The following is a 25,160-nucleotide window of genomic DNA, read 5'->3' on the forward strand; positions in this document are numbered from 1 at the left end:
ATCCGTCTCGGCGCTGCGCGCCGATCCACCTTCCCCCACAAGGGGGGAAGGAAGAGAGTGCTACACTGGCCGGTAAACCCGCTCCGCCGTGTTCCAGAAGATATCGGCCTCGGCGGTCGCGCCGTGCTTCGCCACCGCGTCACGGTGCGCCTTGATCAGCTCGGCGTGGCTGGTCCAGAGCTTCTCGATCGGGAAGTTGGAACCGAACATCAGATGATCGGAGCCCAGGATATCGATCGCGTTGTCGACGATATAGGCGATCAGCGCCGGATCGTTGCGGTGGACGAAGGTGCCGAGGCCGGAGAGCTTGGCGTAGAGATTGGGTGCCGCCGAGAGCGTGCGCAGCCCCGCCTTCCAGGCCTCGGTGGTTTCCTGATCCGTGCCGGTCAGCATGCCGGCATGGGTGAGGATGAAGCTGGTATCGGGATTCTCACCGACCAGCGTCAGCCCGTCCTTCATCTGGGCGGGGAAAAGCTGCAGGTCGAAGGACAGGCCATAGTCCCTCAGCCTCGCGACGTTGGCGCGCACCTTGGGATCGATGACCTGGTCGGCCGAAGCGGCGAAGCGGAAGGCCGGCGTTTCGTGCCAGTGCAGTTGCATGCGCACGCCGCGCAGCAGTTTGTACTTCATCAGCCGGTCGATCTGGGGCCTGACGTCATCCACCGTCATGTCGGCATAGCCGACGATGGCGTGCGGCCAGCCGGTTTCACCCGCTGTCTTCTGCAGGAAGGCGACCTCTTTCTCGAAATCCTCCTTCGCCCAGTTGGTCTGGACATAGACGGCCTTCTCGACGCCTGATCCCTTCTGGTCGTCGAGGAATTCGCCGATCGGATAGTCGCGGCGGATCGGCTCGTAAGGGCCGAAGATGCGCGGCACCATCGGCCCGACCAGCCAGGGTTGGTCCTTCTGGCGCCAAATGTGGAAATGCGCGTCGATGGCTTTTTGCATCAGGAAACCCTCTTCCAGATTGTCGATGCCGCGGGGGCGGGACGGGCGAGCGACAGGATGAAATCGATGAGGCTGGTCAACGACGAGCCGTCGATGAGGTCGTCGAGGTCAGGCAGGATGGCGCGCAGTGCCGCCGTCACCGGGCGGAAGCGCGGGTCGCCGGCCAAGGGTGTTGCCAGCGACAGCCGGAAGGCACGGGCGCTCAGCCTGCGTATGGCCGTCTCCAGCTCGGCATGGTCGCCACGTTCCAGAGCGTCCGACAGGACAACGACCGCCGCACCGCGGGCAAAGGACGAAAAGCGCGGAACGGAGAGGAAGGCGAGCAGTGTCGGTCCCATGCGGGTGCCGCCGTCCCAGTCGTCGACCTGGGCCGCCGCGCGCGCCAGCGCCTGGTCGCGGTCGCGGATGCGCAATGCCGTGGTGATGCGGGTGAGCCGCGTGCCGAAGGTGAAGATCTCGGCGCGGTCGGCGCCTTGCACGATGGCGTGCGCGAGCTTGAGATAGTCCGCCGTGTGCAGCTTCATCGAGCCGGAGACGTCTATCAAGAGCAGCAGCTTGCGTGGCACGGTCTGGCGGCGGCGCAGCAGCGGTGAGGGGACGTCGCCGTCGGCGCTGACGATTTCGCGCAGCGAACGGCGCAGGTCGAGCTTGCCGCGCGAAGGGGTGCGCACGGTGCGGAAGGAACGGCGGGCGGGCAGGGCGGACGGTAGCTTGCGTTGAAAGGCGGTCAGCCTGTCGTCGTCGCGCTGGAAATCGCGAGTGCTCAACTGCTCCAGGGCCGAGGACAGTTCGCCGCCTTCCTGGCTGTGCTCGGCTTCGATCCGCTGGTCGTCAGCGCCGCCATCATCCTTGATGCGGGTTTCCTCGTCCGCGTCACCTTCGACCACGGCTGACGTGCTGCCGTAGAAATGGCTCTGGAAATGCGCTTCGAATTCGTCGCGGCGATCGGGCGGCGGCGCCAGCGTGGCAAGGGCGGCCTCGCGGATGTCGGCCATCGAGCGTGGTCCGAGCAGTGTGACCGCCTGCATGAAGCCGGAGACTTGTTCGGGGGCGATGGCGAAGCCGTAGCGGCGCAGCAGGCGGCCGAAGCCGAGGAAGGGCGAAGCGGCGTTGGGCAACGCGCTCATGCAAGCGCCTCCTCGACAATCCGGCCAAGCTCAGGCGCGATGTAGGACAGGTCCTCCTCGTCCTTGATCAGCACGCCGATGGCGCGGCGGAAGGCTTCGGGCCATGGGCTGCCACCTTTTTCAAGGATGGTGGCCGCATTGGCCCATTCGACGGCCTCGGCGATGCCGGGCGGCTTGGCCAGCGGGCGGGCGCGGATGGTCTGCACGGCTGCCGCAACGGCGCGTGCGGTGCCTTCAGCGACATCGCCGGCGCGTAGCATGATTATGGCGGCCTCGCGCTCGGCATCGGGATAACCGATCCAGTGATAGACGCAACGCCGGCGCAGGGCTTCGGCAAGTTCGCGGGTGCGGTTGGAGGTCAGGATGACGATCGGTTGCGCGGTGGCACGGATGGTGCCGCGCTCGGGGATGCTGATCTGGAAATCGGAGAGGAATTCCAGCAGCAGCGCCTCGAATTCATGATCCGAACGGTCGATCTCGTCGACCAAAAGCACGCGCTGCTCCGGTGCCCGCAACACCTGCAGCAGCGGTCGGGCGATCAGGAAGCGGTCGTCGTAAATGTCGATTTCGTGTTCGCCGGCATGGCGGATAGCGAGCAACTGGCGCTGGTAGTTCCATTCGTAGAGCGCATGCGCGGCGTCGATGCCTTCATAGCATTGCAGGCGCACCAGATCGCGGCCGAGCAGCTCGGCGACAGCCTTCGCGGCCTCGGTCTTGCCGACGCCCGGCGCGCCTTCCAGCAGCAGCGGCTTGCCGAGCCGGATCGCCAGGAAGATGGCGGTGGCCAGGCTGTCGTCGGCCAGATAGCGCGAGGTGGCGAGATGCGACGCCACCGCCTCCGGCGAGGTCGCGACAGTCTCGGCGTTCACCTCGGGCATTTCAGTTCGCCGCTTGCGCCTTGAGCGCGCGCAGGATGCGCTCCGGCGTGATCGGCAGCGTGTCGATGCGCACGCCGACGGCGTCGAAGACGGCATTGGCGACCGCCGGTATCTGCGGATTGGCGCACATTTCGCCCGGCCCCTTGGCGCCGTAGGGCCCGTCCGCCGAGGGCCGCTCCAGAACGATGATCTCGGTCTCGGCGAGGTCGCCTGGCCCCGGCATCAGATACTGGTTGAAGTCGGTGCCGCCATGATCGCGGTTGGGGTAGTAGGGTTCTGTCGTCTCGTAGAGCGCGTGGCTGATGCCCATCCAGGAGCCGCCGACCAGCTGCTGCTCGACCATTTTCGGGTTCAGCGCCCGGCCGATCTCGAAGACGTTCTTGACCGTCAGCACGGTGACCTCGCCGGTCTCGTCGTCGACTTCGACCTCTGCCACCGTGCAGGCATGCGCGTAGCAGGTCGACGGTTTCATCGCGCCGGTTTCCTTCTCGGGATAGGAGCGCGGGATCAGGAACATGCCGCGGCCCGAGATCGAGCGCCCGCGCTTGAAATGTGCCGACAGCGCGACGTCGAAGATCGAGATCGATTTCTGCGGCGCGCCCTTGACCAGTATGTTGCCCTGGCCGTCGGTCTCGAGGTCGGAAGCGTTGACCTCCAGTTCTTCCGCCGCCACTTCCAGCATCACCTGGCGGGCTTCCTTGGCGGCCTGGATGACGGCATTGCCGGCGCGATGCGTGCCGCGCGAGGCGAAGGTGCCCATGCAATGCGGGCCGGTGTCGGTGTCGGCGGTGTCGACGACGACGCGGTCGGTCGGCACGCCGATGGTTTCGGCACAGATCTGCGCCATGATCTGCTTCATGCCCTGGCCGAGGTCGACCGAGGACAGCGTCACCATGAAATTGCCGGTCGGTGTCGAGTGGACCAGCGCCTGAGTCGGATCGCCGCCGAGATTCATGCCGGTGGGATAGTTGATCGCGGCGACGCCGCGTCCGCGCCTGATCGCCATCTCAAGCTCCTTTCACGTAGGACGACATCGCCATGTATTTCTCCGCCACCGGCCAGTTGGCGGCGCGCGAGGCTTCCTGCATGCACTCGATGAGCGCTGCCCCTTCCGTCGGCTGGCGATGCGCCTTCATGTCGCCGTCGCGATAGGCGTTGATGAAGCGGAATTCGAGCGGGTCCATGCCGATCAGCCGCGCCAGCTTGTCCATCTGCACCTCCAGCGCGAAGTCGCCGATGGTGACGCCGAAGCCGCGCATGGCCGACGACGGCGTGCGGTTGGTGTAGACGCAGTAGGTGTCGATCCAGACGTTCGGGATCGTGTAGGGACCGGGATAGTGGCCGGCACCCTTCTGCGCGCCATAGGGCGAGTGGCGCGAATAGGCGCCGGCGTCGGTGTAGCCGGTGACCTTGCGCGCGACGATGCGGCCGTCCTTCATCACGCCGTCCTTGATGACCACCTTTTCGGCCGCGCGAGGTGACGAGATCTGCATCTCTTCCTCGCGGCTGTAGATGAAACAGACCGGTCGCCCGGTCAGCTTGGCGCCGAGGATGGCGATCGGCTCGACGATGACGTCGACCTTGCCGCCAAAGCCGCCGCCGACCGTGCCGCCGACGAAATGCAGCTTCGAGCCCGGCATCTGCAGGATGATCGACGTGTTGTCGAGGGTGAAGAACATTGCCTGCGTGTTGGTGTAGCAGGTAAAGCGGTCATTGCCCTCGGGCGCCACCACGCAGCCGGTGGTCTCGGTCGGCGCATGCTCGATCGGCGAGGACTGATAGCTCTGTTCCAAGATGTGGTCGGCGCCGGCGAAGCCGGCCTCGACATCGCCGAAGCGAACCTTGCGGCACTCGCCACTGTCATAGAGATAGTAGTTCTGGCCGTGATATTCGTTGACCAAAGGCGCGCCGGGCTTCAGCGCTTCCTCCATGTCGAAGACGGCCGGCAGCACGTCATAGTCGACCTTGACCTTCGCCGCGGCTTCCTGCGCGGCGCGCTCCGTCTCGGCCAGCACCGCAACCACGGCCTCGCCCTTCCAGCGCACCTTGCCGTCGGCCAGCACGGTCTCGTCCTCGGGGCCGATCTGGATCAGGATCAGGATGGTGTAGACATTGTGCGGCACGTCCTTGGCGGTCAGCACCTTGACCACACCTGGATGTTTCTCAGCCTCGGACGTGTCGATCGAGCGGATGCGGGCGTGGTGGTGCGGGCTGCGCACCATCTTCAGGTGCAGCATGCCGGGAAAGTTGCGGTCGGCGAAAAAGGCTGTCTTGCCGGTGACATGGCCGGGCGAATCCGAACGGGGCCGGGGCTGGCCGATCTCATGCAGATCGTCCTTGCGGACATCGGCGAAGTAGTTCTTGCGCAGTTCCATTCTCTTGATCCCCTCAGGCGGCGTTCTGCGAATTGGAGCGCGCGGCCGTCAGCACCGCCTGGATGATCGGCTCGTAGCCAGTGCAGCGGCAGATGTTGCCCGACAGCGCCTCGACCACGTCGTCGCGGGTGGGGTTGGGCGTGTGGTCGAGCAGCACCTTGGCCGCCATGATCATGCCCGGCGTGCAGAAGCCGCATTGCGTGGCGAACGTGTCGAGGAATGCGCGCTGCAGCGGATGCAGGACGCCGCCCTCGGCGAGGCCCGATGTCGTGGTGATGGCTGTTCCGTTGCAAGTTTCAGCCAAGGTCAGGCAAGACAGCCGGAGCTCGCCGTCGATGATGACGGAGCAGGCGCCGCAGGTGCCCTGGTGGCAGCCGCCTTTCGGCGAAGTGTCGCCGATCTTGTCGCGCAAGGCGTTGAGCAGCGTCGTGCCACTGTCGATGAATTCGGCTTTTTCTGAGCCGTTGAGCGTGAATTGAACCGGGACCTTCGCCATGTTTCCTCCTTGCGCGTCCGCCCGAAGGATCGGACAGACGCGCGCCCCCCAACTCGTGATTTCAACTCAGCAGCAGCCGGCCGAGATGGACCGGCAGCACTTCGGCGCGATACCAGGCGCTGGCGATCGGATCGGTGATGGGCGTGGTGCCTTCGGCGGCGGCGGCCAGCGCCAGTGCGATGCCTTCCTGGTCAAGCGTCTTTCCCTCGAGCGCCTCTTCCGCCGCCTTGGCACGCACGGGCCGATCGGCCATGCAGCCGAGCGCGATCCGTGCCGAAGAGACGGTGCCGTCCGCGGCCCGCTCCAGAACGATGGCGATGCTCAGCACCGAGACGCCCTTGGGCTTGATCCGCGACACTTTCAGGAAGCGGAAGCCGTCGGCCTTCGGCAGCGTGAAGCCGACCGACGTGACGATGGCGCGGCTGCCGTCCCGCCCGGCCAGGAAGGTCTCGATCGGCAATTCGCCGTCATCGGTGCCGACCGTGGCGTCGAGCGCCAGCAAGGCGACGGTGAAATCGCCGTAGGGCGCGGGCGCGAACAGATTGCCGCCGACGCTCGCCATGTTGCGCACCGCCGGGCCGCCGACGGCGCGCGCGGCCTTGGCGAGCGTGCCGAGTTCCGGATGTCGCGCGATCGCCGCCATGGTCACCGAGGCGCCGATGCGGATCTTGCCATCGGCGACCGTGATGGCCGACAGGGTCGGGTCGGTCGACCTGACAAGGCCGGAGACCGAGACATCGCCTTCATTGGCCGCGCGGACCACGAGTGTGCCGCCACCGAGATAGCGGGTACCGGCCGTCTTCAGCGCCGCATTGGCGTCCTTCACGGTCGGGAATGTCTGGAGGGCAAGCGCCATGGAACACTCCTGTTCTCAGCCCGATTCAGCTCTGGCCGGCAAAGTGGCTCTTCAGGGCGTTGAAGCCGCCCTGGAAGACATTGGCGCCCATGCCCTCGGCCAGCTTGTCCGCATCCTCCGGGGCGGCGTCGAAGCTGGCTGTCCACTCGGCATAGGTGCGGTCGCCATCGGTGACGCGCCGAAGCTGCAGCGTCGCCTTGTGGTTGGTGAGCGGCTGCGGCGTTTCCAGGATGGAATAGCTGACGAGGAAATTGTCGTCGGAGAAGTCGAGCAGTTTTTCACGGATGCGCGCGCCGCTGGCGAGCTGGAAGTTGCGCACGCAGCCGATCGCGGCGGCGTCCTTGCCATCCTCGATATGGCTTTCGACCATGCGCGGGTGCCAGCCCGGCAGGTCGTTGAAGTCGCGTATGCGCGCCCAGACTTTTTCGACCGGCGCGTCGATGACGCTGGAGATGGTGACCTTGGCCATATGATGTTCCCTTGCGAATGAGCGTTGCGGCAAGGGTAGGGGGCTGACCCGGGTGACGCTTATCAATGCGTCTTGAGCGCGTATCAAGGAGTCTGAAAAACAAGCGGCTGGAGCTCAGGCCGTTGCCCGCGCCGCCTCACGGTAGAGTGTCGGCGGCACGCCGACATGGTCGCGGAAGAAGCGCGAGAAATTGCCCTGCGTGGTGAAGCCGAGATTGCAGGCGACAGAGATCAGCGGCTCCTGCGACCACTGCAGCTGGCGCACCGCTTCTTCCATGCGCAGCGTGTTCCAGTAGACGTTGGGCGTCAGATTGGTCTGTTCCTTGAACAAGGCAAAGAAATGCGGCCGCGACAGCCCGACGCTGCGCGCCACGTCATCGAACGAGATGCGTTCGCAGACATTGGCCTTCATCAACTGGATCGCCTTGCGGACGCGGAAGTCCTGCATCGTGCTGATGCGGATGCGGGTGTCCTGCGGCGCCGAGGCGTCGGCGGCATCGAGCACGCTGTCGATGAAGCGCTCGATCTCGTAATTGGCGACGTCGTCGACGCTTTCATTGTCGGTCAGATGGTCGAGCAGGCTTGCGGCGGCCTGATGCAGCCAGGGCTCCAGCGTGATCGCCGCCTGGGCAAACAATGGCGCGGAGGAGGGCAGGTCGCGGCGCCTGCGCGCCCAGTCGGGATCGATGTAGAAGGCCAGGAACAGGCCCGGCCTGCCATCCTGCGACAGGACGTGGCTGTGCGGCTGCAGCGAATTGATGCCGGCGGCGGTGTGTGGTCCCAGCCTGACCGTCTCGCGGCCGATCGTCATTTCGCCGGCCGTGCCTTCCAGCCAGATGATCAGGTGTGCCTCGACATGGGCATGGGTGACGAAGTCGCTTGCGACATTCAGGATAGAAACATGTCCGAACCGGCCCCAGTAGAGCCTGATCGCTTCCGTCATGGGTATATCCTCCCGCAGGCGACTGGCCTCCCTTCGCCTGCACCGGGATTGTGCGGCCGGTTTCCGGTTTCCGTCAAGGCATCGGCTCGCGGCCGGTGCCGATGGCGGGTCGCCCCGGCCGATTTTCAGACTGAGCGATAGGAACCGGAACGAATAGCGCTTCGACGGCGGCGGCTCTCAATCGCTGCGGCGGAAGTTGCGGATGCGGTCGAACAGCACCGCCAGCAGGATGGCGCCGCCGATGAAGGTGCCCTGCCAGAAGGCGTTGATGCCGAGCAGGCCAAGGCTGTTGCGGATCACCTCGATGAGGGCGGCGCCGACGATGGCGCCGAAGGCGGTGCCGACGCCGCCGGCCAGGTTGGCGCCGCCGATGACGGTGGCCGCGATGACCTGCAGTTCCATGCCGGTGCCGAGATTGGTGGTGACGGCGCCCAGCCATCCGGTCTGGATGATGCCGGCAATGCCGGCCGACAGCGCCGAGATCATGTAGACGGCGACCTTGATCTGGCGCACCGGCACGCCGGTCAGCGTTGCAGCGTGCTCGTTGCCGCCGATGGCGAAGATGTGGCGGCCGAACTTGGTCCAGCGCAGGACGAAGCCGGTGATAAGCGCCAGCAGGATCATGTAGAGCACCGGATTGGCGATGCCGAACAGCCAGGCGCCGCCGCCCAACGCCAGCAGCTTGTTGTGGTCCGGCCCGAACTGGAAGACGACGGTGTTGTTGGAGGCGACCATGGCCAGGCTGCGGGCAATCGACAGCATGCCGAGCGTCACCACGAAGGGCGGGAATCCGAGATAGGCGATCATGACCCCGTTGAAGGCGCCGATGGCAAGCGCGGTGGCGATCGAAGCCAGGATGCCGATTTCGATCGAATAGCCGGCATGCATGGTGACGGCCAGCACCATCGACGACAGGCACAGCACCGAGCCGACCGACAGGTCGATACCGCCGGTGATGATGACGAAGGTCATGCCGAGCGCGACGATGGCGACGAAGGTGACGTTGCGGGTGATGTTGTAGAGGTTCTTCGAGGTGGCGAAGGCGTCGGTGGCAAACGACAGGAAAATGCAGGCGAGGATGACGGCGATCACCACCCAGAACGTCTGGCTGGAGAATATCCGCGACAGGAAAGTGTGCTGCTTCTGCGCGATCGTCTGGTCAAGGGTGACTGCCATTATCGACCTTTCCTGCCGGCGGCGATGCGCGCCAGCGTGGTGAAATACGGGTTTTGCGCCCTCATGCCGCCTGCTCGATGGCGCCAGTGATCAGCCCGGTTACTTCCTCGGGCGAACTCGATGCGATCGTCTTGTCGGCGACCTTCCTGCCGCGCCGCATGACGATGACGCGATCGGCGACGTCGAAGACGTCGGGCATGCGGTGGCTGATCAGCACCACCGCTATGCCCTGGTTGCGCAGATTGCGGATCAGGTTGAGCACTTCGGCGACCTGCCTGACCGAGATCGCCGCCGTCGGTTCGTCCATCAGCACGATCTTGGCCTGCGACAGCATGGTGCGGGCGATGGCCACCGCCTGGCGTTGGCCACCCGACATCTGCTTGACCAGGTCGCGCGGCCGGGTCTCGGACTTGAGCTCGGCGAAGATCTGGCCGGCGCGCTTGTACATCGCCGCATAGTCGAGAATGCGGAACGGACCGACGCCGCGCCGCAACTCGCGCCCGAGATAGACGTTCGCCGCCGCGGTCAGATTGTTGCAGAGCGCCAGGTCCTGGTGGACGATCTCGATTCCGTGCTGGCGCGCCTCGACCGGCTTGTGCAGGATCAGCTCCTTGTCGTCCATGCGCATCGCGCCATGGCTCGGCCGGAAATTGCCGGCGATCATCTTGACCAGCGTCGACTTGCCGGCGCCGTTATCGCCCATCAGGCCGACGACCTGGCCGGGCTCGATCGACAGCGACACGTCGTTGACCGCCTGGATGGCGCCGAAATGCTTCGAGATGTTGGTGAGTTCGAGAACCGCCACCAGCCTTTGCCTCCCTGTGCTTGCCGCATGCCCCGGGACAGGGGCGGCTTTCGCGTCGCTCTCCCAGCTCCTCCCGGAAACAGCGATATCAGTCATTTACGCAAATGCCCGTGCGGGCGTCAATTGTCCGATGAATAGGAAATAGACCATTTGTCAGACGAATAGTGGATGGCGGTTCCGAAAAATCCGTTTTGTAGGACAAATAGCAATTGACGTTGGCGGCTTGCCGTTATTAGCTGAGGGTCGGAGGAAGATTTGCCGGTCCCGGGCCATGATCGACGGCGGGGTCGGCGGGAGATCATCGATCGTGCCGGCAATGCCGGTCCGGTCGCATCTGGAAATGCTTATCGGTCTTGCCAGGCGGCATGGGCATTCGCCCTGCCATCTCGCGTTGGGGCCGATCTGTGTGGCGGGCACGCCGTGTCCGTCTGTTTTTCAAGGGAGGACTGATATGAGGAAAACAGTTTTGCTCGCCGCCGTCGCCGCCATGGCGTTGGGCGCCGGGCCGGCCTTGGCCAAGAAGCAGCTCGTCATCGTGGTGAAAGGTCTCGACAATCCGTTCTTCGAGGCCATCCACCAGGGCTGCGAGAAATGGAACAAGGAAAACGCCAGCTCGGAATATGAATGCTTCTACACGGGTCCGGCGTCGACTTCCGACGAGGCCGGCGAGGCCCAGATCCTTCAGGATATACTGAGCAAGCCTGACACGGCGGCGGTGGCGATCTCGCCGTCCAACGCGCCGCTGATCGCGCAGACGCTCAAGACCGCCAATCCGACGGTCCCGATCATGACTGTCGACGCCGACCTGGCCAAGGAGGACGCAGCCCTTCGCAAGACCTATCTCGGTACCGACAACTACCTGATGGGCAAGAAGATCGGCGAATACATCAAGAAGGCCAAGCCGAATGGCGGCACGATCTGCACCATCGAGGGCAACCCGGCAGCCGATAACATCCTGCGCCGCGCGCAAGGCATGCGCGACGCCCTGACGGGCAAGGAAGGGCTTGCGGCACTAGCCGGTGAAGGCGGCTGGACCGAAGTCGCCGGCTGCCCGGTCTTCACCAATGACGACGGTGCCAAGGGCGTGCAGGCAATGACCGATATCCTTGCCGCCAACCCCAAGCTCGATGCTTTCGGCATCATGGGCGGCTGGCCGCTGTTCGGCGCGCCGCAGCCTTATCGCGACCTGGTTGGACCGTTGAAGGACCGGCTGGCCAAGAACGACTTTGTCATCGGCGCCGCCGACACGATCGGCGACGAGGTGGCGATCGCCAGGGATGGCCTTGTCACCGCGCTGGTCGGCCAGCGGCCGTTTGAAATGGGCTACAAGGCGCCGTCGGTGATGATCGACCTGATCACGGGCAAGAAGGTCGCCGATCCGGTCTTCACCGGCCTCGACGAATGCACCAAGGATACGGTCGACACCTGTATCCAAAAGTAGTTTTCGATCCGGGGCGCTCGGCCAACGGGCGCCCCGTCAATTCCTGAGCGAGACGCCGTGGCGAGGGGCAACAGGCTCCGGCCTTGTCGCGTCCATGGTTTGGATTTTCGGCAACGGGATCGGCGCGCCACGCAGATACGGATCCATCCGGGCGACAGGCAGCCGACCTACTGGAACGTGGATGCCGCACGAGAAGGCAGAAAGAAAAGCCAGCCGGGCCAAGGCGAAAGCCAGCCGCGATCCGGCGGCCATGCGCAGGGCCGACGCGGCGCACTTTCCCGGATCCAGTGTTCATGCCTCGCTCGCCAGCGAGATCGGTCTGCGGATCGTGCGCGGCGATTATCCGCCCGGCAGCATCCTGCCCAACGAGGCCAAATGGGCCGAAACCTTCAATGTCAGCCGCTCGGCGGTGCGCGAGGCGATCAAGATGCTTATGGCCAAGAGCCTTTTGGCGTCACGCCCCAAGATCGGCAGCTGGGTCGAGCCGAAGGAGCGCTGGAACCTGCTCGACCGCGACGTGCTTGCCTGGTACGCGACCGCGCCCGACCGCGAGGCCTTCCTGCGCACCGTGCAAGAGTTCCGCCATATCATCGAACCGGAAGCGTCGGCCTTTGCCGCCATGCGGCGCAGCGACGAGCAGATGGCCGAGATCAGCCTCGCCTGCCGCGAAATGGGCGAGGCGGCCAACCTGCCGGAACGCATCCGCGCCGACACACGCTTTCACCTCGCCATCCTGCGGGCCTCTGGCAATGACCTTCTGGTGCCGCTCGGCGTGCTGATCGAGTCCGCGCTCGACCATCTCTTCGTCTTCACCACGCGGCAGGTCGGCGACCAGCGGCGAGCGCAGAAACTGCATGAGGCGATCGAGAAGAACATCCGCCTGCAACGGCCGGCGGCGGCCCGCAATGCCGTACACAAGCTGCTCGCCGACACCGATGAAGGGATTGGAAGCAGGCGGCGGTGAGCCGTGCGGCCGTTTGAACCTCAAATCGTCTGCTTCTTGCCATCCTTCATCGGCATCAGGTCGACGCCGTTGACCTTGGCGATATGGGTCGCCAGCATCGGTACGAACTGCTCGGCCGGACCGGTGGCATGGGCGCCGGCAAAGGAATTCTTGGTGGCGTTGCCGAGCGGGTTGGCGATGCCGGCCGCACCCGCCATGGACTCCAGATAGGTCAGGTCCTTGAAGGCGTTGGCGATGGTGAATTTGTGGGCGTCGCGGTCGCCTTCCAGCGTCCAGCGCATGAAGGTCTGGTAGAAGCCGCAATCCATGCGGCCGTTACGGATGACGCTGTCGAAACGCGGCGGCGAGATGCCGACCTTTTGAGCCAGGGCCAGTGCTTCGGAATAGATGGCGGCATAGCCCAGCGAGATGAAGTTGTTGAGCAGCTTCATGCGGTGGCCGTCGCCGGTGTCGCCGATGTGGACGATGCGGCCGGCCCAGGTCTCGATCACCGGTTTCACCCTGGCAAAGACGGCGTCCGGCGCGCCGACCATGGCATCGAGCGTGCCTTCCCAGGCCTCCTTCGGCGTGCGGCTCAATGGCGCGTCGACATAGTCGATGCCAAGCGCGTTGAGTTCGGCCGCGAGCGCGACGGTCGAGACCGGGTCCGAGGTCGAGCAGTCGACGACGACCGAACCTTTCTTCAAGCCTTCCTTGAGGCCATCGGGGCCGCGGATGATGGCTTCCACTTCGCGCGACCCGGTGACGCAGATGAAGACAATGTCAGATGCCGCCGCGACATCGCGCGAGGTCGATGCTTCCCTGGCGCCTCGGCCAAGGAGGTCCTCCGCCGGCTTGCGGTTCTTGCGGCCAAGGAATGTCAGGGGATAGCCCTTGTCGACGATGTTCTTGGCAATGCCGTGCCCCATCAGGCCAAGGCCGATGAAGCCGATCGTCTCGCGCGCGGCGGAGGTGTTCATGTCGTCTGTCCTATCCAGGATTATCGATAATTGCGCCGCCGTTTTAGCCCTATGTGGTTGCGGAATGCAATATTGTCTGACAATAGACGGGAATTCCAGAGCCTGTCATGGAGACCAGAATGACGAAGCGGATCATGTTCACCGGCGGCAGCGGCAAGGCTGGGCGCCATGTCGTGCAATATCTTGTCGAGCACGGCTGCCAGGTGCTCAACATCGACACCAAGCCGCTCGACAATCCCAAGGTGCGTACGCTGATCACCGACATCACCGACAGCGGGCAGGTGTTCAACGCACTGTCGAGCTATATGGGCCTGCACGAATTCGATCCGTCGCTGCGCCCGCAGCCGGTGGATGCGGTGGTGCATTTCGCCGCCATCCCGCGCATCATGATCACGCCCGACAACGAGGTGTTCCGCATCAATGCGATGGGCACCTACAATGTCATCGAGGCGGCGGTGAAGCTCGGCATCCGCAAGGTCATCATCGCGTCCTCGGAGACAACCTATGGCCTGGTGTTCGCCAACGAGCCGCGCGATCCCAGATATTTCCCGCTCGACGAGGCGTATGATGTCGATCCGATGGACAGCTACGCGCTGTCGAAGGTCGTCAACGAGAAGACCGCGCGGGCCTTCGCGCAACGCAACGGCACCGACATCTATGCCTTGCGCATCGGCAATGTCATCGAGCCGCACGAATATTCGCTGTTTCCGAAATGGTTCGCCGACCCCGGTTTTCGCAAGCGCATTGCCTGGAGCTATGTTGACGCGCGCGATCTCGGCCAGATCACGCTACGCGCCATCGAGAAGGACGGCCTCGGCTACCAGGTGTTCAACGCGGCCAACGACGATACTTCGTCCGACCTGCCGACGGCGGAACTCTTGAAGCGCTTCTATCCGGGCGTGCCGGTCAAGGCCGAACTCGGTGAATACGAGACGCTGCTGTCGAACCGCAAGGCGCGCGACATGCTCGGCTTCCGCCCGGAACACAGCTGGCGCAAATACGTCAAAACGGCCTGAGCGAGCGGGCAAATGCGGTTGGGCTGTGCATAGCGGGGCGCTTTGCGGCGCAACCGTTCCGTGGTGCTTGACAGCTTCCGCAAACCGGCCTTTCTGAAGCGTATGCGGGACGCGAAGCCGAACAAGGAAAAATCGCCGGACAAGGCGGCCGCCGTCGAGCGCTCGACCGGTGTTCGACGGCCCGACGCGGCACGTATTCCCGGCGCCAGCGTGCACACGTCGCTGGCCAGCGAGATCGGTCTGCGGATCGTGCGCGGCGACTATCCGCCCGGCACCATCCTGCCCAACGAAGCCAAATGGTCGGAGACCTTCAGCGTCAGCCGCTCGGCGGTGCGCGAGGCGATCAAGATGCTGATGGCCAAGAGCCTGCTTGCCTCCCGCCCCAAGATCGGCAGCTGGGTGGAGCCGAAAGAACGCTGGAACCTGCTCGACCGCGATGTGCTCGCCTGGTACGCGACGTCGCCGGACCGCGAGGTGTTCCTGAAGACTGTGCAGGAGTTCCGCCACATCATCGAGCCCGAAGCGACCGCTTTCGCGGCGATGCGGCGGACCGACGAACAGATGGCCGAGATCAGCCAGGCCTGCCGCGAGATGGGGGAGGCCGCGAGCCTGCAGGAGCGCACCCGCGCCGACACACGATTCCACCTTGCCATTTTGCGCGCCTCCGGCAACGATCTTCTGGTGCCGCTCGGCGTGCTGATCGAATCCGCCTTCGATCACCTGTTCACCTTCACCACCCGGGAAGTCGATGATCTCAACCACGTGCAAAAGCTGCATGAGGCGATCGAGAAGAACATCCGGCTGCAACGTCCGGACGCGGCGCGCGCCGCGGTTCGCAAGCTGCTGGCCAACACCGACCACGTGATCAAGTCGCGCTAGGGATGCTGAGCTTCAGGCGATCCGGCCCTGCGCACGGCACTTTATGGCCCGCTCCGGTTCTCAAAAAGCCATCGGCTCGGCCTGACCTGAATCTCAACATGGGCCGGCGCTAGTCTTCCTTCTCGCGGCCGAAGGCCAGGCGCAGTTCGTCCTTGGCGTGCTCAAGCACTTGTCTGCGCGCGGCCGGCAGGTTCTTGCCGGCGCGGTTGATGTAAAAATTCAGCATCGACATGGCTGACTGGAAGGGTTCGGCCTTGCGGCGATGGCTGTGCTCGGCCGACCGCTTGAGCGAGGCGGCGATCTTTTTGGCGTCGTCGGATTCGAAGACGTGATCCTCAAGATCCATCGCGTCGCTGTGCTCGGTCACCTCGGCCGACCATTTCTTCCTGGCGGTGGTCATGGCTGGGACTCCTTTGCGGGTTCGCTGATCGGAAAACTCCAGACATTGGCCTCGGTTCCCGCCTTCGTGCCCGCTCTGGAGCCACGGATTTGCCCGCCGTGGCGCTGCTGTGGGCTGGGAATGTGCCGATAGTGGCCAAAACGGCAGCCGATTTCGAGACCGCCGACAGGAAACGCCTTTGACCCGAACCGACTTGAACCGGCCCAGTCCCGGCATCGACAGTTCCTACGCGTGGATGCGGCTGGCCATCTCGATGCTGCTGGCGACGATCGGCGCTGTCGGCATGTGGGCGGTGGTCGTGGTGCTGCCCGCCGTGCAGGCCGAGTTCGGCGTCGACCGTGCAGATGCTTCGATGCCCTACACCGCGACCATGATTGGCTTTGCCGCCGGCAATGTCCTGGTCGGCCGCGCCATCGATCGCATGGGCTATTGGATCCCGGCGCTGTTCTCTTCCGTGGCGCTCTCCGCTGGCCTGCTGCTCGCCGCGTTTTCGACCTCGATCCTGCAATTCACCCTTGCCCAGGGGGTGCTGATCGGTGTCGGCACGTCGGTGATCTTCGGGCCGCTGATCGCCGACATCTCGCACTGGTTCAACCGCCGGCGCGGCGTCGCTGTGACAGCGGCTGCGGCCGGCAACTATCTCGCCGGCGCGCTCTGGCCAACCATCATGCCGACGCTGATCAAGGCGGAAGGCTGGCGCTTCACCTACGCGGCGATCGGTGTCTTCTGCCTTGTCACCATGGTGCCCCTGGTGCTGTTGCTGCGACGCGGTGCTCCTGACGCGGCCGCCGCCGGCTCGCCCGGGAGCCGGCCGGTGCAGCCGATTCCCATGTCGCCGGCGGCGCTGCAGACGCTGCTGGTTGTTGCCGGCCTCGGCTGTTGCGTGGCGATGTCGATGCCACAGGTGCACATCGTCGCCTATTGCATGGATCTTGGCTACGGCATGGCGCATGGCGCCGACATGCTGTCGATCATGATGGCGGCGGGCGTCGTCAGCCGGCTTGCCTCAGGCTTCATCGCCGATCGCATCGGCGGTGCGAAAACCCTGCTGATCGGTTCGGTGCTGCAGTGCCTGTCGCTGCTGTTCTACATTCCGTTCGACGGGCTCGCCTCGCTCTATGTCGTGTCGCTGGTGTTCGGCCTGTCGCAAGGCGGCATCGTGCCTTGCTATGCGATCATCGTGCGCGAGTACCTGCCCGCCAAGGAGGCCGGCCAGCGTATCGGCATCGTCATGATGGCGACGATCTTCGGCATGGCGATCGGCGGCTGGATGTCGGGTTGGATCTACGACCTGACCGGTTCCTACGCCGCCGCCTTCCTCAACGGCATCGCGTGGAATCTGCTGAACATAGTGGCGATCGGGCTGTTCATGTGGAAGGCAAGGCAAAGGACCGCCATAGCGGCCTGAGCACCTCGGCTTGACAACAGGCGGGCACTGCGCGACCCCAGAGCCGAAGGGTGCGGTAAGGCCGGTGAAATGGCGACAGCTCAGATGATCATGTTGCGGGCGCGTTCCGGTGATGGCGCGCATGGGCCGTGGCCATGATCAAGCCACGCTCGCGCCGGGGCGGAGGCCGCCCGACCATATCGGATGTCGCGCGCAAGGCCGGCGTCGGCGCCATCACGGTGTCGCGCGCGCTGCGCGAGCCAGAGCGTGTCAGCCTGGATTTGCGCCGCCAGATCCAGGCCGCCGTCGACGAGCTTGGCTATGTGCCGGACCCCAATGCGCGGGCTCTGGCCTCGGCGCGCGCCGAAGTGTTCGGCGTGCTGGTGCCCTCGCTCACCAACAACGTCTTCGCCGAGGTGGTGCGCGGCATCTATGACAGCCTATCGGACAGCCCGTTCCGCATCCAAATGGGCAACACGCATTATTCGGGACTGGAGGAGGAGCGGCTCCTGCAGGTGTTCGGCTCGCAGCGGCCGGCGGCACTGATCGTGGCCGGCATCGACCAGACGCCAACCTCGCGAAAACTGCTGGAAAATGCCGGTTGCCCGGTGGTGCAAGTGATGGAGACCGGGCCGGACCCCGTCGACATGATGGTCGGCTTCTCGCATCTCGACGGCGGCAGGACGGCGACCGAGCACCTGATCGAGGTGGGTTATCGCCGCATCGGCTTCATCGGCGCGCGCATGGATCCGCGCTCGCAGCGGCGCCTGGCCGGTTATCGCGCCGCGATGGAGAAGGCCGGCCTGTTCGACCCGCGCCTGATCACCACCACGCCGGTGCTGTCCAGCGTATCGCTCGGCCGCGAAATGTTTCGCGATGCCCTGGCCAAGATGCCGACGCTCGACGGCGTGTTCTGCAACAATGACGATATCGCGCTCGGCGTGCTGTTCGAATGCCATCGCGCCGCGATCGATGTGCCGAAGACGATAGGCATCGTCGGCTTCAACGATCTCGATATGATGCAGGTGGCCTTTCCCTCGATCACCAGCATCCGCACCCATCGCTACGAAATCGGCAGGCGCGCGGTGGCCATGGCGCTGGCCGCGATCGCCGGCGACCGGCCGGAGCAACGCATCGTCAACCTCGGCTTCGAGCTCAAGCGCCGCGAGAGCACGGCCCGCTGAACACACTTTCGAGAACGACCGCAAATGGCGCTTTACACAACATCATGGTAGCGCTACCATTTTCTCTGAACGGGCATTGCCAGCAAAGGCGTTGAACCTGTTTATTATATATAAGCAACAGCTCATGCTTGTTTATTATGTATAATATGATAAATTTCCCCCCGATCGATGGGGACGGCAAGGGGAGGGATCGCGGAGGTCTTCGGCACCTGGCAGGCGTGACTGGGCAAGGCGGAGGGGCCAGCCGGAAACGCCAAAATTCCATAAACTGAACCGACAAATCAGAACTGCAATCGGGAGGATTATCGATGATCAAGTCACTTGTCGGTGGCATTGTTGCCGCCAGCGCATTCGTCATGCTCAACTCGGCCGCCATGGCCGCCGGCCCGGAAATCGTATCCGGACCCGCCGCCCAGGCCGACTGCTTCGCGCCGTGGGGCGCGGACACGAAATTCTTCAAATATCCGAAGAAGGAAGGCCCGTTCCGCATCGCCTTCGCCAATGGCTATATCGCCAATACCTGGCGCATCCAGATGGTGCAGACGGCCAAGGCCTATGCGGCCCAGCCCGACGTCAAGGCCAAGATCAAGGAATTCAAGGTCGTCTCGACCGGCGAGGACGTGCCGGCGCAGATCTCGGCGATCAACAATTTCATCGATTCCGGCTATGACGCCATCGTCACCGACGCGCAGAACCCGACCGCTTTCGGTCCGGTCATCAAGCGCGCCAAGGAAGCCGGCATCGTGCTGGTCGCCTTCGACAACATCCTCGACACCAAGGATGCCATCAACGTCAATGTCGACCAGAAGGGTCTTGGCGAATTGTGGGCCAAGTGGCTGGTCGAGAAGGTGCCGAATGGCGGCAAGATCCTCGAGGTGCGCGGCGTGGCCGGTACCTCCGTCGATACCGATCGCCACAATGGCATCCATGAGGTGTTCGACGCCTCCGGCAAAAAATGGGACGTCACCGAAGTCGCCGGCAAATGGGATGACGGCGTGGCGCAGAAGGTGACGGCCGACGCCATCGCCACCAACGGTCCGTTCGACGGCATCACCGGCCAGGGCGGCGATACCGGCATCGTTCAGGCGATGATCGATGCCAAGCACCCGTTCGTGCCGTTCGGCGGCGAAACCGAAAACGGCTTCCGCAAGTTCTGCGCGGCCCATTCCGCCGATGGTCTGAAATGCACCTCCGCCGGCTCCGGTCCGGCCCAGGTTGCCGTCGCCATCAAGACCGCGATCGCGGCACTCGAAGGCGAGGTGGTGCCACAGGAAGTGAAGCTGCCGCTGGCTGTCGCCACGGATCCTGACATGAAGGAAGGTACCGATTACTTCCCGAAGGAATCCGACAATTTCTTCGTCGGCAATTCCTTCCCGACCTGCGGCATCAATTTCAGTGCCCAGGAAATCATGGGGCAGACCAAGGAAAACCAGTAATCGCTGGCCAATGGCTGGCGCCGCGGCTTACCCTGCGGCGCCAGCCTGCAATCCCTTAATGGCCCTGGAGGGTTGATGGACGGTGCGGCTCCTCTCTTTCGCATGGAAGGCATATCCAAGCGCTATGGCGGCGTGCGGGCGCTGGAAAAGGCCGAGCTTGCGGTCGAAGCCGGCAGCATCCACGCCATTCTCGGTGAAAACGGCGCCGGCAAATCGACGCTGATCAAGGTCATGGCCGGTGTCGTGGCGCCCGACGAGGGCCGCATGATGCTGGATGGCCGCGAAGTGGCCTTCGCTTCGCCCGGCGCGGCGAACAAGGCCGGCATCGTCTGTATCTTCCAGGAACTGTCGCTGATCCCCGAACTCAGCGTTGCCGACAATATCGTCATTTCCGATCCGCCCAAACGCTTCGGCATGATCGACCGCAAGGCGCAGCGCCGCATCGCGGAGGAAGCCCTTGCCCGCGCCGGCGCGGCCGACATCCATCCGCTGGCGCTGGTCAAGGACCTGCCGTTGTCGCGCCGGCAGATGGTCGAGATCGCCAAGGCGTTGGCCAGAAAACCGCGCATCCTGATCCTCGACGAGGCAACCTCGGCGCTGACGGCGGCGGATGTCTCGAAGATATTCGGCGTCTTGAAGCGGCTGCGCTCGGAAGGGCTGGCGCTGCTCTACATCTCGCACCGCATGAACGAGATCGCCGAACTTGCCGATCAGTGCACGGTGTTCCGCAACGGCCGCAACGTCGCCAGCTACAAGGCTGGCTCGAAGAGCGACAATGAGGTGGTCGAACTGATGATCGGCCGCGAATACAGCCACATCTTTCCGCCCAAACCGGTGGCGGCAGCGGCCAGCGCCGCCCCCAGGCTCGAAGCGCGCAAGCTCTCCTGGGCCGACCGGCTGCACGATATTTCGCTGACCGTCAGGGCGGGCGAGGTGGTCGGCCTCGGCGGTCTTGACGGCCAGGGCCAGCGCGAATTGCTGCTTGCCTTCTTCGGTGTGCTGCGCGGCCTTGCCGGCGAGGTGTTGATCGACGGCAAGCCGGTGGCCATCAGCAGTCCCGCCGTGGCCCGACAGGACGGCGTCGGCATGGCGCTCATCCCGGAGGACCGCAAGACGGAAGGCTTGATGCTGCCAATGACGGTGCGCGAGAACCTGTCCTTTGCCGCGCTCGACCGGTTGTCCAGGAGCGGCATCATCGACCGCGCGGCCGAGCAGCGGCTGATCGACGACATGGTTGGTCTGCTGGCGATCAAGACGGCGGGTCTCGACATTCCGGTCGGCGCGCTGTCGGGCGGCAACCAGCAGAAGGTGGTTATCGCCAAATGGCTGATGCGCCAGCCGCGCATCATCCTGCTCAACGATCCGACGCGCGGCATCGATGTCGGCACCAAGCAGGAGATCTACCAGCTGATGCGCAAGCTGGCGGATGCCGGTGCGGCGATCCTGTTCTATTCGACCGACTATGACGAGCTGATCGGGTGCTGCGACCGTGTGCTGGTGCTTTACGATGGCGCGGTCAAGCGCGAACTGGTCGGCGCCGAGATCACCGAGCGGGCGCTGATATCGAGCGCGCTCAACATCCATGGCGAGGAGAGCCCGGTGGGCCTGGGAGCAAGCGTGTGAAAGATTGGCGCTACTGGCTGGCCGAGCAGCGCGGAACGCTGCTTGCGCTCGGCATCTTCATCGTCATGTTCGTCATCTACACCTCGAACCATCCGGCCGGATTCACAGCCAATGTGGTGCAGACGGCGGCCAACAAGGGCGTGCTGCTCGCCTTCGTCGCCATGGCGCAGACGCTGGTGGTGATCACCGCCGGCATCGACCTGTCCGTCGGCATGATCTTCCTGCTCACCAACTGCCTGGCTTCCTGGCTGGTGGTAGGCACGCCGGCGCAGACGGCGCTCGGCGTCATCGCCGTGCTGGCTGTCGGCCTTCTGTGCGGCGCCATCAACGGCGCGATTGTCATCTATGGACGACTGCAGCCGATCGTTGCCACTATCGCCACGGGCGCCGTCTATTACGGCATCGGTCTTTTGCTACGGCCATTCCCGGGCGGCTCGGTCAATGAGGATCTTGCCGATGCGCTGACCGGCCGCGTGTTCGGCGTGGTGCCGGCGAGCCTCGTCGTGCTGCTCGCCATCGTGCTGGTGGTCTGGGTGCCGTTCAGCCGCTCGGTGCTTGGCCGGGCGGCCTACGCGGCGGGATCGTCGGAGACGGCGGCCTACATGTCGGGCGTGCCGATCCGGCGCGGCAAGTTCGCCGCCTACACGCTGGCCGGGCTGCTGGCATCGATCGGCGGCCTGTTCCTGACCTTCTTCACCTATACGGGCGAGGCGGCCTATGCCAGCGGCAATTCCTACACGCTGTTCTCGATCGCCGCCGTGGTGCTTGGCGGCGTCTCGCTGTTCGGCGGCAAGGGCAGCGCCATTGGCGCCATCTTCGGGGCACTCGCTTTCCGCACCATTGGCGATCTGTTGTTCGTGTTCGATTTCGATCCGCTCTGGCAGCCTTTGTTCCAGGGCGTTATCCTGCTGGTCGCCGTCAGCCTCGGCGCCTTCGCCCTGTTTCGGGTCCGCAACCGGCTGGAGTGGTTCCTGTGAGCGAAACGACGCCGATGGTTGGGAAGAGCGACGGCGGCATTGCCGGCCGCATGCCTAAATTCATCCGCCGCGCCGATCCGGCGGTGCTGACGGCTTTTGCCTGCATCGTGGTGCTGCTATTGCTGGGCAGCCTCTATTCGCGCAGCTTCCTGTCGCCTGAATATCTGCTGCAGCAGCTCAAGGTGGCCTCGTTCCTCGGTGTCATCGCCACCGGCATGATGCTGGTCATCCTGCTGGGCCAGATCGACCTTTCGGTGCCCTGGGCGGTGGCGGCGGGCGCCATGATGGCATGCGCGGCCGCCGCCTACGGTCCGGTCGGCGTCGCGCTGGCCATCCCGTTCGGCATCTTCTGCGGCGTGCTGATCGGCGTCGTCAACGGCATCGGCGTTGCCTATCTGCGCATCCCCTCGATGATCATCACGCTTGCCACCAACGCCGTCGCGCAAGGGCTGATGGTGGTCTACACCGGCGGCTTCTCGCCGCAGGATTCGGCCACCGGCGCCATGCGTTACCTCGCCACCGGCTTCGCCATTCCCGGCGTCCCCAACGCGGTCATCATCTGGGCGCTGATCGGGGCCGCGATGGTATTCGTGCTGACCCGCACCGGCTTCGGCCGCACCGTCTACGGCATCGGTAACCGCGAGCGCGCCGCCTATCTCTCGGGCATCGACACAAGGCGCGTGGTGATGATCGCCTTCGCCGTCTCCGGCGGGCTCTCCGCTTTCGGCGGCGTGCTTCTGGCCGGTTATGCCTCCAAGGCGGCGCAGTCGATGGGCGATGCCTATCTCTTGCCGTCGATCGCCGCGGTCGTGCTTGGCGGCACTTCGATCCTCGGCGGGCGCGGGTCCTATCTCGGCACCGTTGCCGGCGTCATCCTGATCACGCTCCTGCAATCCATCCTGTCGGTCATGCAGATGCCGGAGGCGGGGCGGCAGATCATCTATGGCGTCGTCATCGTCGCCATGCTGTTGCTCTACGGCCGCGCGCCGGCAAGCCGCTAGGGCCGGATGATTTCAGGTCGAATTGACCTGAAATCTGAAACCGCCTCCAGATCAAGGAGATAGAGCATGATGTCGTCCGAAAACCGCTTCACACTTTTCGGCATCATGCTCTAGCCATGGACCAAGAAACAGCGCAGGCGCCGACGCGCCCCCCCGTCTCAGTGCCTCCGGCCATCGTGGTGATGGGCGTCGCCGGCTGCGGCAAGTCGGCCGTCGGCACCGCGCTGGCGGCCGCGCTGGGCGCCATCTTCATCGAGGGCGACAGGCTGCACCCGCCCGAGAATGTCGCCCGCATGGCAAGCGGCGAGCCGCTCACCGATCAACTGCGCGAAGGCTGGCTCGATGCGATCGGCGAGCACATCGCGGCATCGGCCAGCAAAGGGGAGGGCGTGGTCGCGGCCTGCTCGGCGCTGAAGCGCGGCTATCGCGAACGTCTGCGCGGTTTTTGCCGTGATATCACCTTCCTCTACCTGGAGATCGACCCGGCGACGGCGAGCGCGCGGGTCGCCAGCCGGAAGGGGCATTTCATGCCGGCCAGCCTGGTCGGCAGCCAGTTCGCCATACTGGAGCCGCCGGGCAGGGATGAGCGGGCCCTGACGATCGACGCGACGAGACCCGTCGCCGATGTCGTTGCCGAAGCGATCCGGCTGCTGGCCAAGTCATGAGCCGGCATCGTCGGTTGTCATGGCATCGTCCGGGGCATCCGTCAGCCTTCGGCTGCTGGACCAGATCAGCATCTGTTCGGGAAACTGTTTCAGCGCTTCCAGCAGCCGGTCGCGCTTGAGCAGGATATAGCGTGCCTGCAGCACCATGTCCTTGGCTCCGTCCCGTCCCGTTTCCGCTTCAGCCGGCAACAACTCCGGGCTGATGACGGCCCGGTATTCGCGGAAGGGAAGGGTCTCGAAGGTCGACATGGCAAACAGCGCCGCCTTGCCTCTTGCGGCGAAGTTCGCCGGCGCGGAAGCAAGGTGCGTCCAGCCGCCTTCGCCGATCGCGACCTCGGTGAAGGTCGAGCCCGCATGGATGGTGTTGGTCATCAGCACCACGCCATTGCGCTTCAGGATCTTCTGGATGCGGATGGTGACCTGATAGGCATCGTCGCGCTCGAAGACGATACGGCTCTTGAGGTAGCGGTTCTCGACCTTGACCATCGGCGGGTTCAGGAAACGCAGACCGAACCTCGATTCCGAGACACCATGTGAATTGACACTCACCTGATGCGCCTCGATGCCCGCCTCGTGCAGGGCGCGCTTGCCGAAGATGGTCTGGGAGGTGAACTGATCGCACCAGATGATGGCGCCGTGGCCGCGCCGCAGTGCCGCCTGCAGTCCTTCCTGTCCCTCCAGCCGGACAATCGGGGACCACCGGAAACCGGCGATGTGCGCTGCAAGCTGCAGCCGGCGGCGGTGGCGTGCCACGAGCAATGCCTCGAACAGCTTGCGTGCGTCGATGCCGCCGCCAAGCACCGCGCGCGTCGCGGCCGCGTAGCCTGGAAATTGCTTGCGCATGTGGCGTTTGAGGCGAAGCCTGGACATCCGATCGCAAATCGGTGCCCACCAGCGCACCGGCACTGAGGCCGCGACCATGAGATAAAAGGCGGCCAGGAGGGTTTCGCGCAGATCCTGGTTCGAGAACCGGCGCACCTTGCCGGGGCGGACGATCCTGCGGCTGAAGAAGCGCACGTCCTCAGCCCTTTCCGGCACGGGGACATCGGCGATGATTTCAGTCTGGAACCTGGCCGTGGGGGTCGGTCCGCGGGCAGCGTTTCGGGATTTCGCGAACGTCGACAGCCTCATCCTGCGGGCGTCCATCTGTTCCTGT

At 64.6% G+C, this 25,160-nt stretch carries 25 protein-coding genes; 11 read left to right on the top strand and 14 right to left on the bottom strand.

Annotation, left to right across the window (positions count from 1 at the left end; all coding sequences use genetic code 11):
- Window positions 1-60: 60 nt before the first annotated feature.
- The 11 genes from EB815_RS17865 to EB815_RS17915 form a co-directional block, all read right to left on the bottom strand.
- The gene (locus tag EB815_RS17865; protein ID WP_065005349.1) at window positions 61-948 is read right to left on the bottom strand and encodes an amidohydrolase family protein; all 888 of its coding nucleotides are present in this window, start codon (window positions 946-948) and stop codon (window positions 61-63) included.
- Window positions 948-2,075 (bottom strand): vWA domain-containing protein, encoded by a 1,128-nt coding sequence (locus EB815_RS17870; protein WP_065005350.1) that lies wholly within the window; start codon window positions 2,073-2,075, stop codon window positions 948-950. Before EB815_RS17870 ends, EB815_RS17865 begins: the two co-directional genes overlap by 1 nt.
- Window positions 2,072-2,953: an AAA family ATPase gene (locus EB815_RS17875; protein ID WP_065005351.1), complete on the bottom strand. Its 882-nt coding sequence runs from the start codon at window positions 2,951-2,953 to the stop codon at window positions 2,072-2,074. Before EB815_RS17875 ends, EB815_RS17870 begins: the two co-directional genes overlap by 4 nt.
- A gap of 1 nt (window position 2,954) precedes the next feature.
- The gene (locus tag EB815_RS33980; protein WP_023779827.1) at window positions 2,955-3,959 is read right to left on the bottom strand and encodes a xanthine dehydrogenase family protein molybdopterin-binding subunit; all 1,005 of its coding nucleotides are present in this window, start codon (window positions 3,957-3,959) and stop codon (window positions 2,955-2,957) included.
- Window position 3,960: 1 nt separating this feature from the next.
- Window positions 3,961-5,328: a xanthine dehydrogenase family protein molybdopterin-binding subunit gene (locus tag EB815_RS33985; protein ID WP_065005352.1), complete on the bottom strand. Its 1,368-nt coding sequence runs from the start codon at window positions 5,326-5,328 to the stop codon at window positions 3,961-3,963.
- Window positions 5,329-5,341: 13 nt separating this feature from the next.
- The gene (locus EB815_RS17890; protein WP_065005353.1) at window positions 5,342-5,824 is read right to left on the bottom strand and encodes a (2Fe-2S)-binding protein; all 483 of its coding nucleotides are present in this window, start codon (window positions 5,822-5,824) and stop codon (window positions 5,342-5,344) included.
- Between the two features lie 61 nt (window positions 5,825-5,885).
- The gene (locus EB815_RS17895) at window positions 5,886-6,680 is read right to left on the bottom strand and encodes an FAD binding domain-containing protein (RefSeq protein WP_065005354.1); all 795 of its coding nucleotides are present in this window, start codon (window positions 6,678-6,680) and stop codon (window positions 5,886-5,888) included.
- A 25-nt stretch (window positions 6,681-6,705) separates the two neighbouring features.
- The gene (locus EB815_RS17900; protein WP_056571803.1) at window positions 6,706-7,149 is read right to left on the bottom strand and encodes an SRPBCC family protein; all 444 of its coding nucleotides are present in this window, start codon (window positions 7,147-7,149) and stop codon (window positions 6,706-6,708) included.
- Window positions 7,150-7,263: 114 nt separating this feature from the next.
- Window positions 7,264-8,091, bottom strand: coding sequence for an AraC family transcriptional regulator (locus EB815_RS17905; RefSeq protein WP_056571805.1), 828 nt, complete (start codon window positions 8,089-8,091; stop codon window positions 7,264-7,266).
- 177 nt (window positions 8,092-8,268) lie between these two features.
- Window positions 8,269-9,267: an ABC transporter permease gene (locus tag EB815_RS17910; protein ID WP_056571808.1), complete on the bottom strand. Its 999-nt coding sequence runs from the start codon at window positions 9,265-9,267 to the stop codon at window positions 8,269-8,271.
- Window positions 9,268-9,328: 61 nt separating this feature from the next.
- Window positions 9,329-10,072: an ATP-binding cassette domain-containing protein gene (locus EB815_RS17915; RefSeq protein ID WP_056571811.1), complete on the bottom strand. Its 744-nt coding sequence runs from the start codon at window positions 10,070-10,072 to the stop codon at window positions 9,329-9,331.
- A gap of 451 nt (window positions 10,073-10,523) precedes the next feature.
- On the opposite strand from EB815_RS17915, the gene EB815_RS17920 reads away from it, so the two are divergent.
- Together EB815_RS17920 and EB815_RS17925 are read left to right on the top strand one after the other, a co-directional pair.
- Entirely contained in the window at window positions 10,524-11,513 is a 990-nt protein-coding gene (locus EB815_RS17920; RefSeq protein WP_056571814.1) for a sugar-binding protein, read from the top strand.
- A 181-nt stretch (window positions 11,514-11,694) separates the two neighbouring features.
- The gene (locus EB815_RS17925; protein WP_056571817.1) at window positions 11,695-12,477 is read left to right on the top strand and encodes a FadR/GntR family transcriptional regulator; all 783 of its coding nucleotides are present in this window, start codon (window positions 11,695-11,697) and stop codon (window positions 12,475-12,477) included.
- A 20-nt stretch (window positions 12,478-12,497) separates the two neighbouring features.
- On the opposite strand, the gene EB815_RS17930 is transcribed toward EB815_RS17925, so the two are convergent.
- Window positions 12,498-13,436 carry an NAD(P)-dependent oxidoreductase gene (locus EB815_RS17930; RefSeq protein WP_056571819.1) on the bottom strand — a complete coding sequence of 313 codons (939 nt, stop codon included), beginning with the start codon at window positions 13,434-13,436 and terminating at the stop codon, window positions 12,498-12,500.
- Between the two features lie 119 nt (window positions 13,437-13,555).
- On the opposite strand from EB815_RS17930, the gene EB815_RS17935 reads away from it, so the two are divergent.
- The gene (locus tag EB815_RS17935; protein ID WP_056572156.1) at window positions 13,556-14,452 is read left to right on the top strand and encodes an NAD-dependent epimerase/dehydratase family protein; all 897 of its coding nucleotides are present in this window, start codon (window positions 13,556-13,558) and stop codon (window positions 14,450-14,452) included.
- Window positions 14,453-14,554: 102 nt separating this feature from the next.
- Window positions 14,555-15,331, top strand: a complete 777-nt coding sequence (locus EB815_RS17940; protein ID WP_056572158.1) for a FadR/GntR family transcriptional regulator — start codon at window positions 14,555-14,557, stop codon at window positions 15,329-15,331.
- Between the two features lie 109 nt (window positions 15,332-15,440).
- Here the strand turns inward: EB815_RS17940 and EB815_RS17945 are convergent, their stop codons facing one another.
- Complete coding sequence (locus EB815_RS17945; RefSeq protein ID WP_056571823.1) at window positions 15,441-15,731, bottom strand: DUF3175 domain-containing protein; 291 nt, start codon at window positions 15,729-15,731, stop codon at window positions 15,441-15,443.
- 178 nt (window positions 15,732-15,909) lie between these two features.
- Between EB815_RS17945 and EB815_RS17950 the strand changes: the two genes are divergently transcribed.
- The 7 genes from EB815_RS17950 to EB815_RS17980 all read left to right on the top strand — a co-directional run bounded on the left by EB815_RS17950 (window position 15,910) and on the right by EB815_RS17980 (window position 24,004).
- The gene (locus tag EB815_RS17950; protein ID WP_056571826.1) at window positions 15,910-17,139 is read left to right on the top strand and encodes an MFS transporter; all 1,230 of its coding nucleotides are present in this window, start codon (window positions 15,910-15,912) and stop codon (window positions 17,137-17,139) included.
- 134 nt (window positions 17,140-17,273) lie between these two features.
- Window positions 17,274-18,302 (top strand): LacI family DNA-binding transcriptional regulator, encoded by a 1,029-nt coding sequence (locus EB815_RS17955; protein ID WP_065005355.1) that lies wholly within the window; start codon window positions 17,274-17,276, stop codon window positions 18,300-18,302.
- Between the two features lie 308 nt (window positions 18,303-18,610).
- Entirely contained in the window at window positions 18,611-19,738 is a 1,128-nt protein-coding gene (locus EB815_RS17960) for a sugar ABC transporter substrate-binding protein (RefSeq protein WP_056571832.1), read from the top strand.
- Window positions 19,739-19,813: 75 nt separating this feature from the next.
- The gene (locus tag EB815_RS17965) at window positions 19,814-21,361 is read left to right on the top strand and encodes a sugar ABC transporter ATP-binding protein (RefSeq protein ID WP_056571835.1); all 1,548 of its coding nucleotides are present in this window, start codon (window positions 19,814-19,816) and stop codon (window positions 21,359-21,361) included.
- Window positions 21,358-22,338: an ABC transporter permease gene (locus EB815_RS17970; RefSeq protein WP_056571838.1), complete on the top strand. Its 981-nt coding sequence runs from the start codon at window positions 21,358-21,360 to the stop codon at window positions 22,336-22,338. Before EB815_RS17965 ends, EB815_RS17970 begins: the two co-directional genes overlap by 4 nt.
- A gap of 14 nt (window positions 22,339-22,352) precedes the next feature.
- Window positions 22,353-23,339 (top strand): ABC transporter permease, encoded by a 987-nt coding sequence (locus EB815_RS17975; protein WP_155772460.1) that lies wholly within the window; start codon window positions 22,353-22,355, stop codon window positions 23,337-23,339.
- 116 nt (window positions 23,340-23,455) lie between these two features.
- A complete protein-coding gene (locus EB815_RS17980) occupies window positions 23,456-24,004 on the top strand; it encodes a gluconokinase (RefSeq protein WP_056571843.1) in 549 nt (182 codons plus the stop codon).
- Here EB815_RS17980 and EB815_RS17985 read toward each other — a convergent pair.
- Window positions 23,999-25,042, bottom strand: a complete 1,044-nt coding sequence (locus EB815_RS17985; RefSeq protein ID WP_320412012.1) for a hypothetical protein — start codon at window positions 25,040-25,042, stop codon at window positions 23,999-24,001. The two genes, EB815_RS17980 and EB815_RS17985, sit on opposite strands and share 6 nt — an antisense overlap.
- Window positions 25,043-25,160 lie beyond the last annotated feature (118 nt).

The organism is Mesorhizobium loti (assembly GCF_013170705.1).
Classification (GTDB): Bacteria; Pseudomonadota; Alphaproteobacteria; order Rhizobiales; family Rhizobiaceae; genus Mesorhizobium; species Mesorhizobium loti_D.

What these genes read in the sequence shown, in the direction of transcription:
- EB815_RS17900 (WP_056571803.1), bottom strand. Translation starts at nt 7,149, where the DNA reads ATGGCCAAGGTCACCATCTCCAGCGTCATCGACGCGCCGGTCGAAAAA.
- EB815_RS17910 (WP_056571808.1), bottom strand. Translation starts at nt 9,267, where the DNA reads ATGGCAGTCACCCTTGACCAGACGATCGCGCAGAAGCAGCACACTTTC.
- EB815_RS17890 (WP_065005353.1), bottom strand. Translation starts at nt 5,824, where the DNA reads ATGGCGAAGGTCCCGGTTCAATTCACGCTCAACGGCTCAGAAAAAGCC.
- EB815_RS17895 (WP_065005354.1), bottom strand. Translation starts at nt 6,680, where the DNA reads ATGGCGCTTGCCCTCCAGACATTCCCGACCGTGAAGGACGCCAATGCG.
- EB815_RS17930 (WP_056571819.1), bottom strand. Translation starts at nt 13,436, where the DNA reads ATGAACACCTCCGCCGCGCGCGAGACGATCGGCTTCATCGGCCTTGGC.
- EB815_RS17905 (WP_056571805.1), bottom strand. Translation starts at nt 8,091, where the DNA reads ATGACGGAAGCGATCAGGCTCTACTGGGGCCGGTTCGGACATGTTTCT.
- EB815_RS17875 (WP_065005351.1), bottom strand. Translation starts at nt 2,953, where the DNA reads ATGCCCGAGGTGAACGCCGAGACTGTCGCGACCTCGCCGGAGGCGGTG.
- EB815_RS17865 (WP_065005349.1), bottom strand. Translation starts at nt 948, where the DNA reads ATGCAAAAAGCCATCGACGCGCATTTCCACATTTGGCGCCAGAAGGAC.
- EB815_RS33980 (WP_023779827.1), bottom strand. Translation starts at nt 3,959, where the DNA reads ATGGCGATCAGGCGCGGACGCGGCGTCGCCGCGATCAACTATCCCACC.
- EB815_RS33985 (WP_065005352.1), bottom strand. Translation starts at nt 5,328, where the DNA reads ATGGAACTGCGCAAGAACTACTTCGCCGATGTCCGCAAGGACGATCTG.
- EB815_RS17980 (WP_056571843.1), top strand. Translation starts at nt 23,456, where the DNA reads ATGGACCAAGAAACAGCGCAGGCGCCGACGCGCCCCCCCGTCTCAGTG.
- EB815_RS17975 (WP_155772460.1), top strand. Translation starts at nt 22,353, where the DNA reads ATGGTTGGGAAGAGCGACGGCGGCATTGCCGGCCGCATGCCTAAATTC.
- EB815_RS17940 (WP_056572158.1), top strand. Translation starts at nt 14,555, where the DNA reads ATGCGGGACGCGAAGCCGAACAAGGAAAAATCGCCGGACAAGGCGGCC.
- EB815_RS17960 (WP_056571832.1), top strand. Translation starts at nt 18,611, where the DNA reads ATGATCAAGTCACTTGTCGGTGGCATTGTTGCCGCCAGCGCATTCGTC.
- EB815_RS17955 (WP_065005355.1), top strand. Translation starts at nt 17,274, where the DNA reads ATGATCAAGCCACGCTCGCGCCGGGGCGGAGGCCGCCCGACCATATCG.
- EB815_RS17965 (WP_056571835.1), top strand. Translation starts at nt 19,814, where the DNA reads ATGGACGGTGCGGCTCCTCTCTTTCGCATGGAAGGCATATCCAAGCGC.
- EB815_RS17935 (WP_056572156.1), top strand. Translation starts at nt 13,556, where the DNA reads ATGACGAAGCGGATCATGTTCACCGGCGGCAGCGGCAAGGCTGGGCGC.
- EB815_RS17870 (WP_065005350.1), bottom strand. Translation starts at nt 2,075, where the DNA reads ATGAGCGCGTTGCCCAACGCCGCTTCGCCCTTCCTCGGCTTCGGCCGC.
- EB815_RS17920 (WP_056571814.1), top strand. Translation starts at nt 10,524, where the DNA reads ATGAGGAAAACAGTTTTGCTCGCCGCCGTCGCCGCCATGGCGTTGGGC.
- EB815_RS17925 (WP_056571817.1), top strand. Translation starts at nt 11,695, where the DNA reads ATGCCGCACGAGAAGGCAGAAAGAAAAGCCAGCCGGGCCAAGGCGAAA.
- EB815_RS17945 (WP_056571823.1), bottom strand. Translation starts at nt 15,731, where the DNA reads ATGACCACCGCCAGGAAGAAATGGTCGGCCGAGGTGACCGAGCACAGC.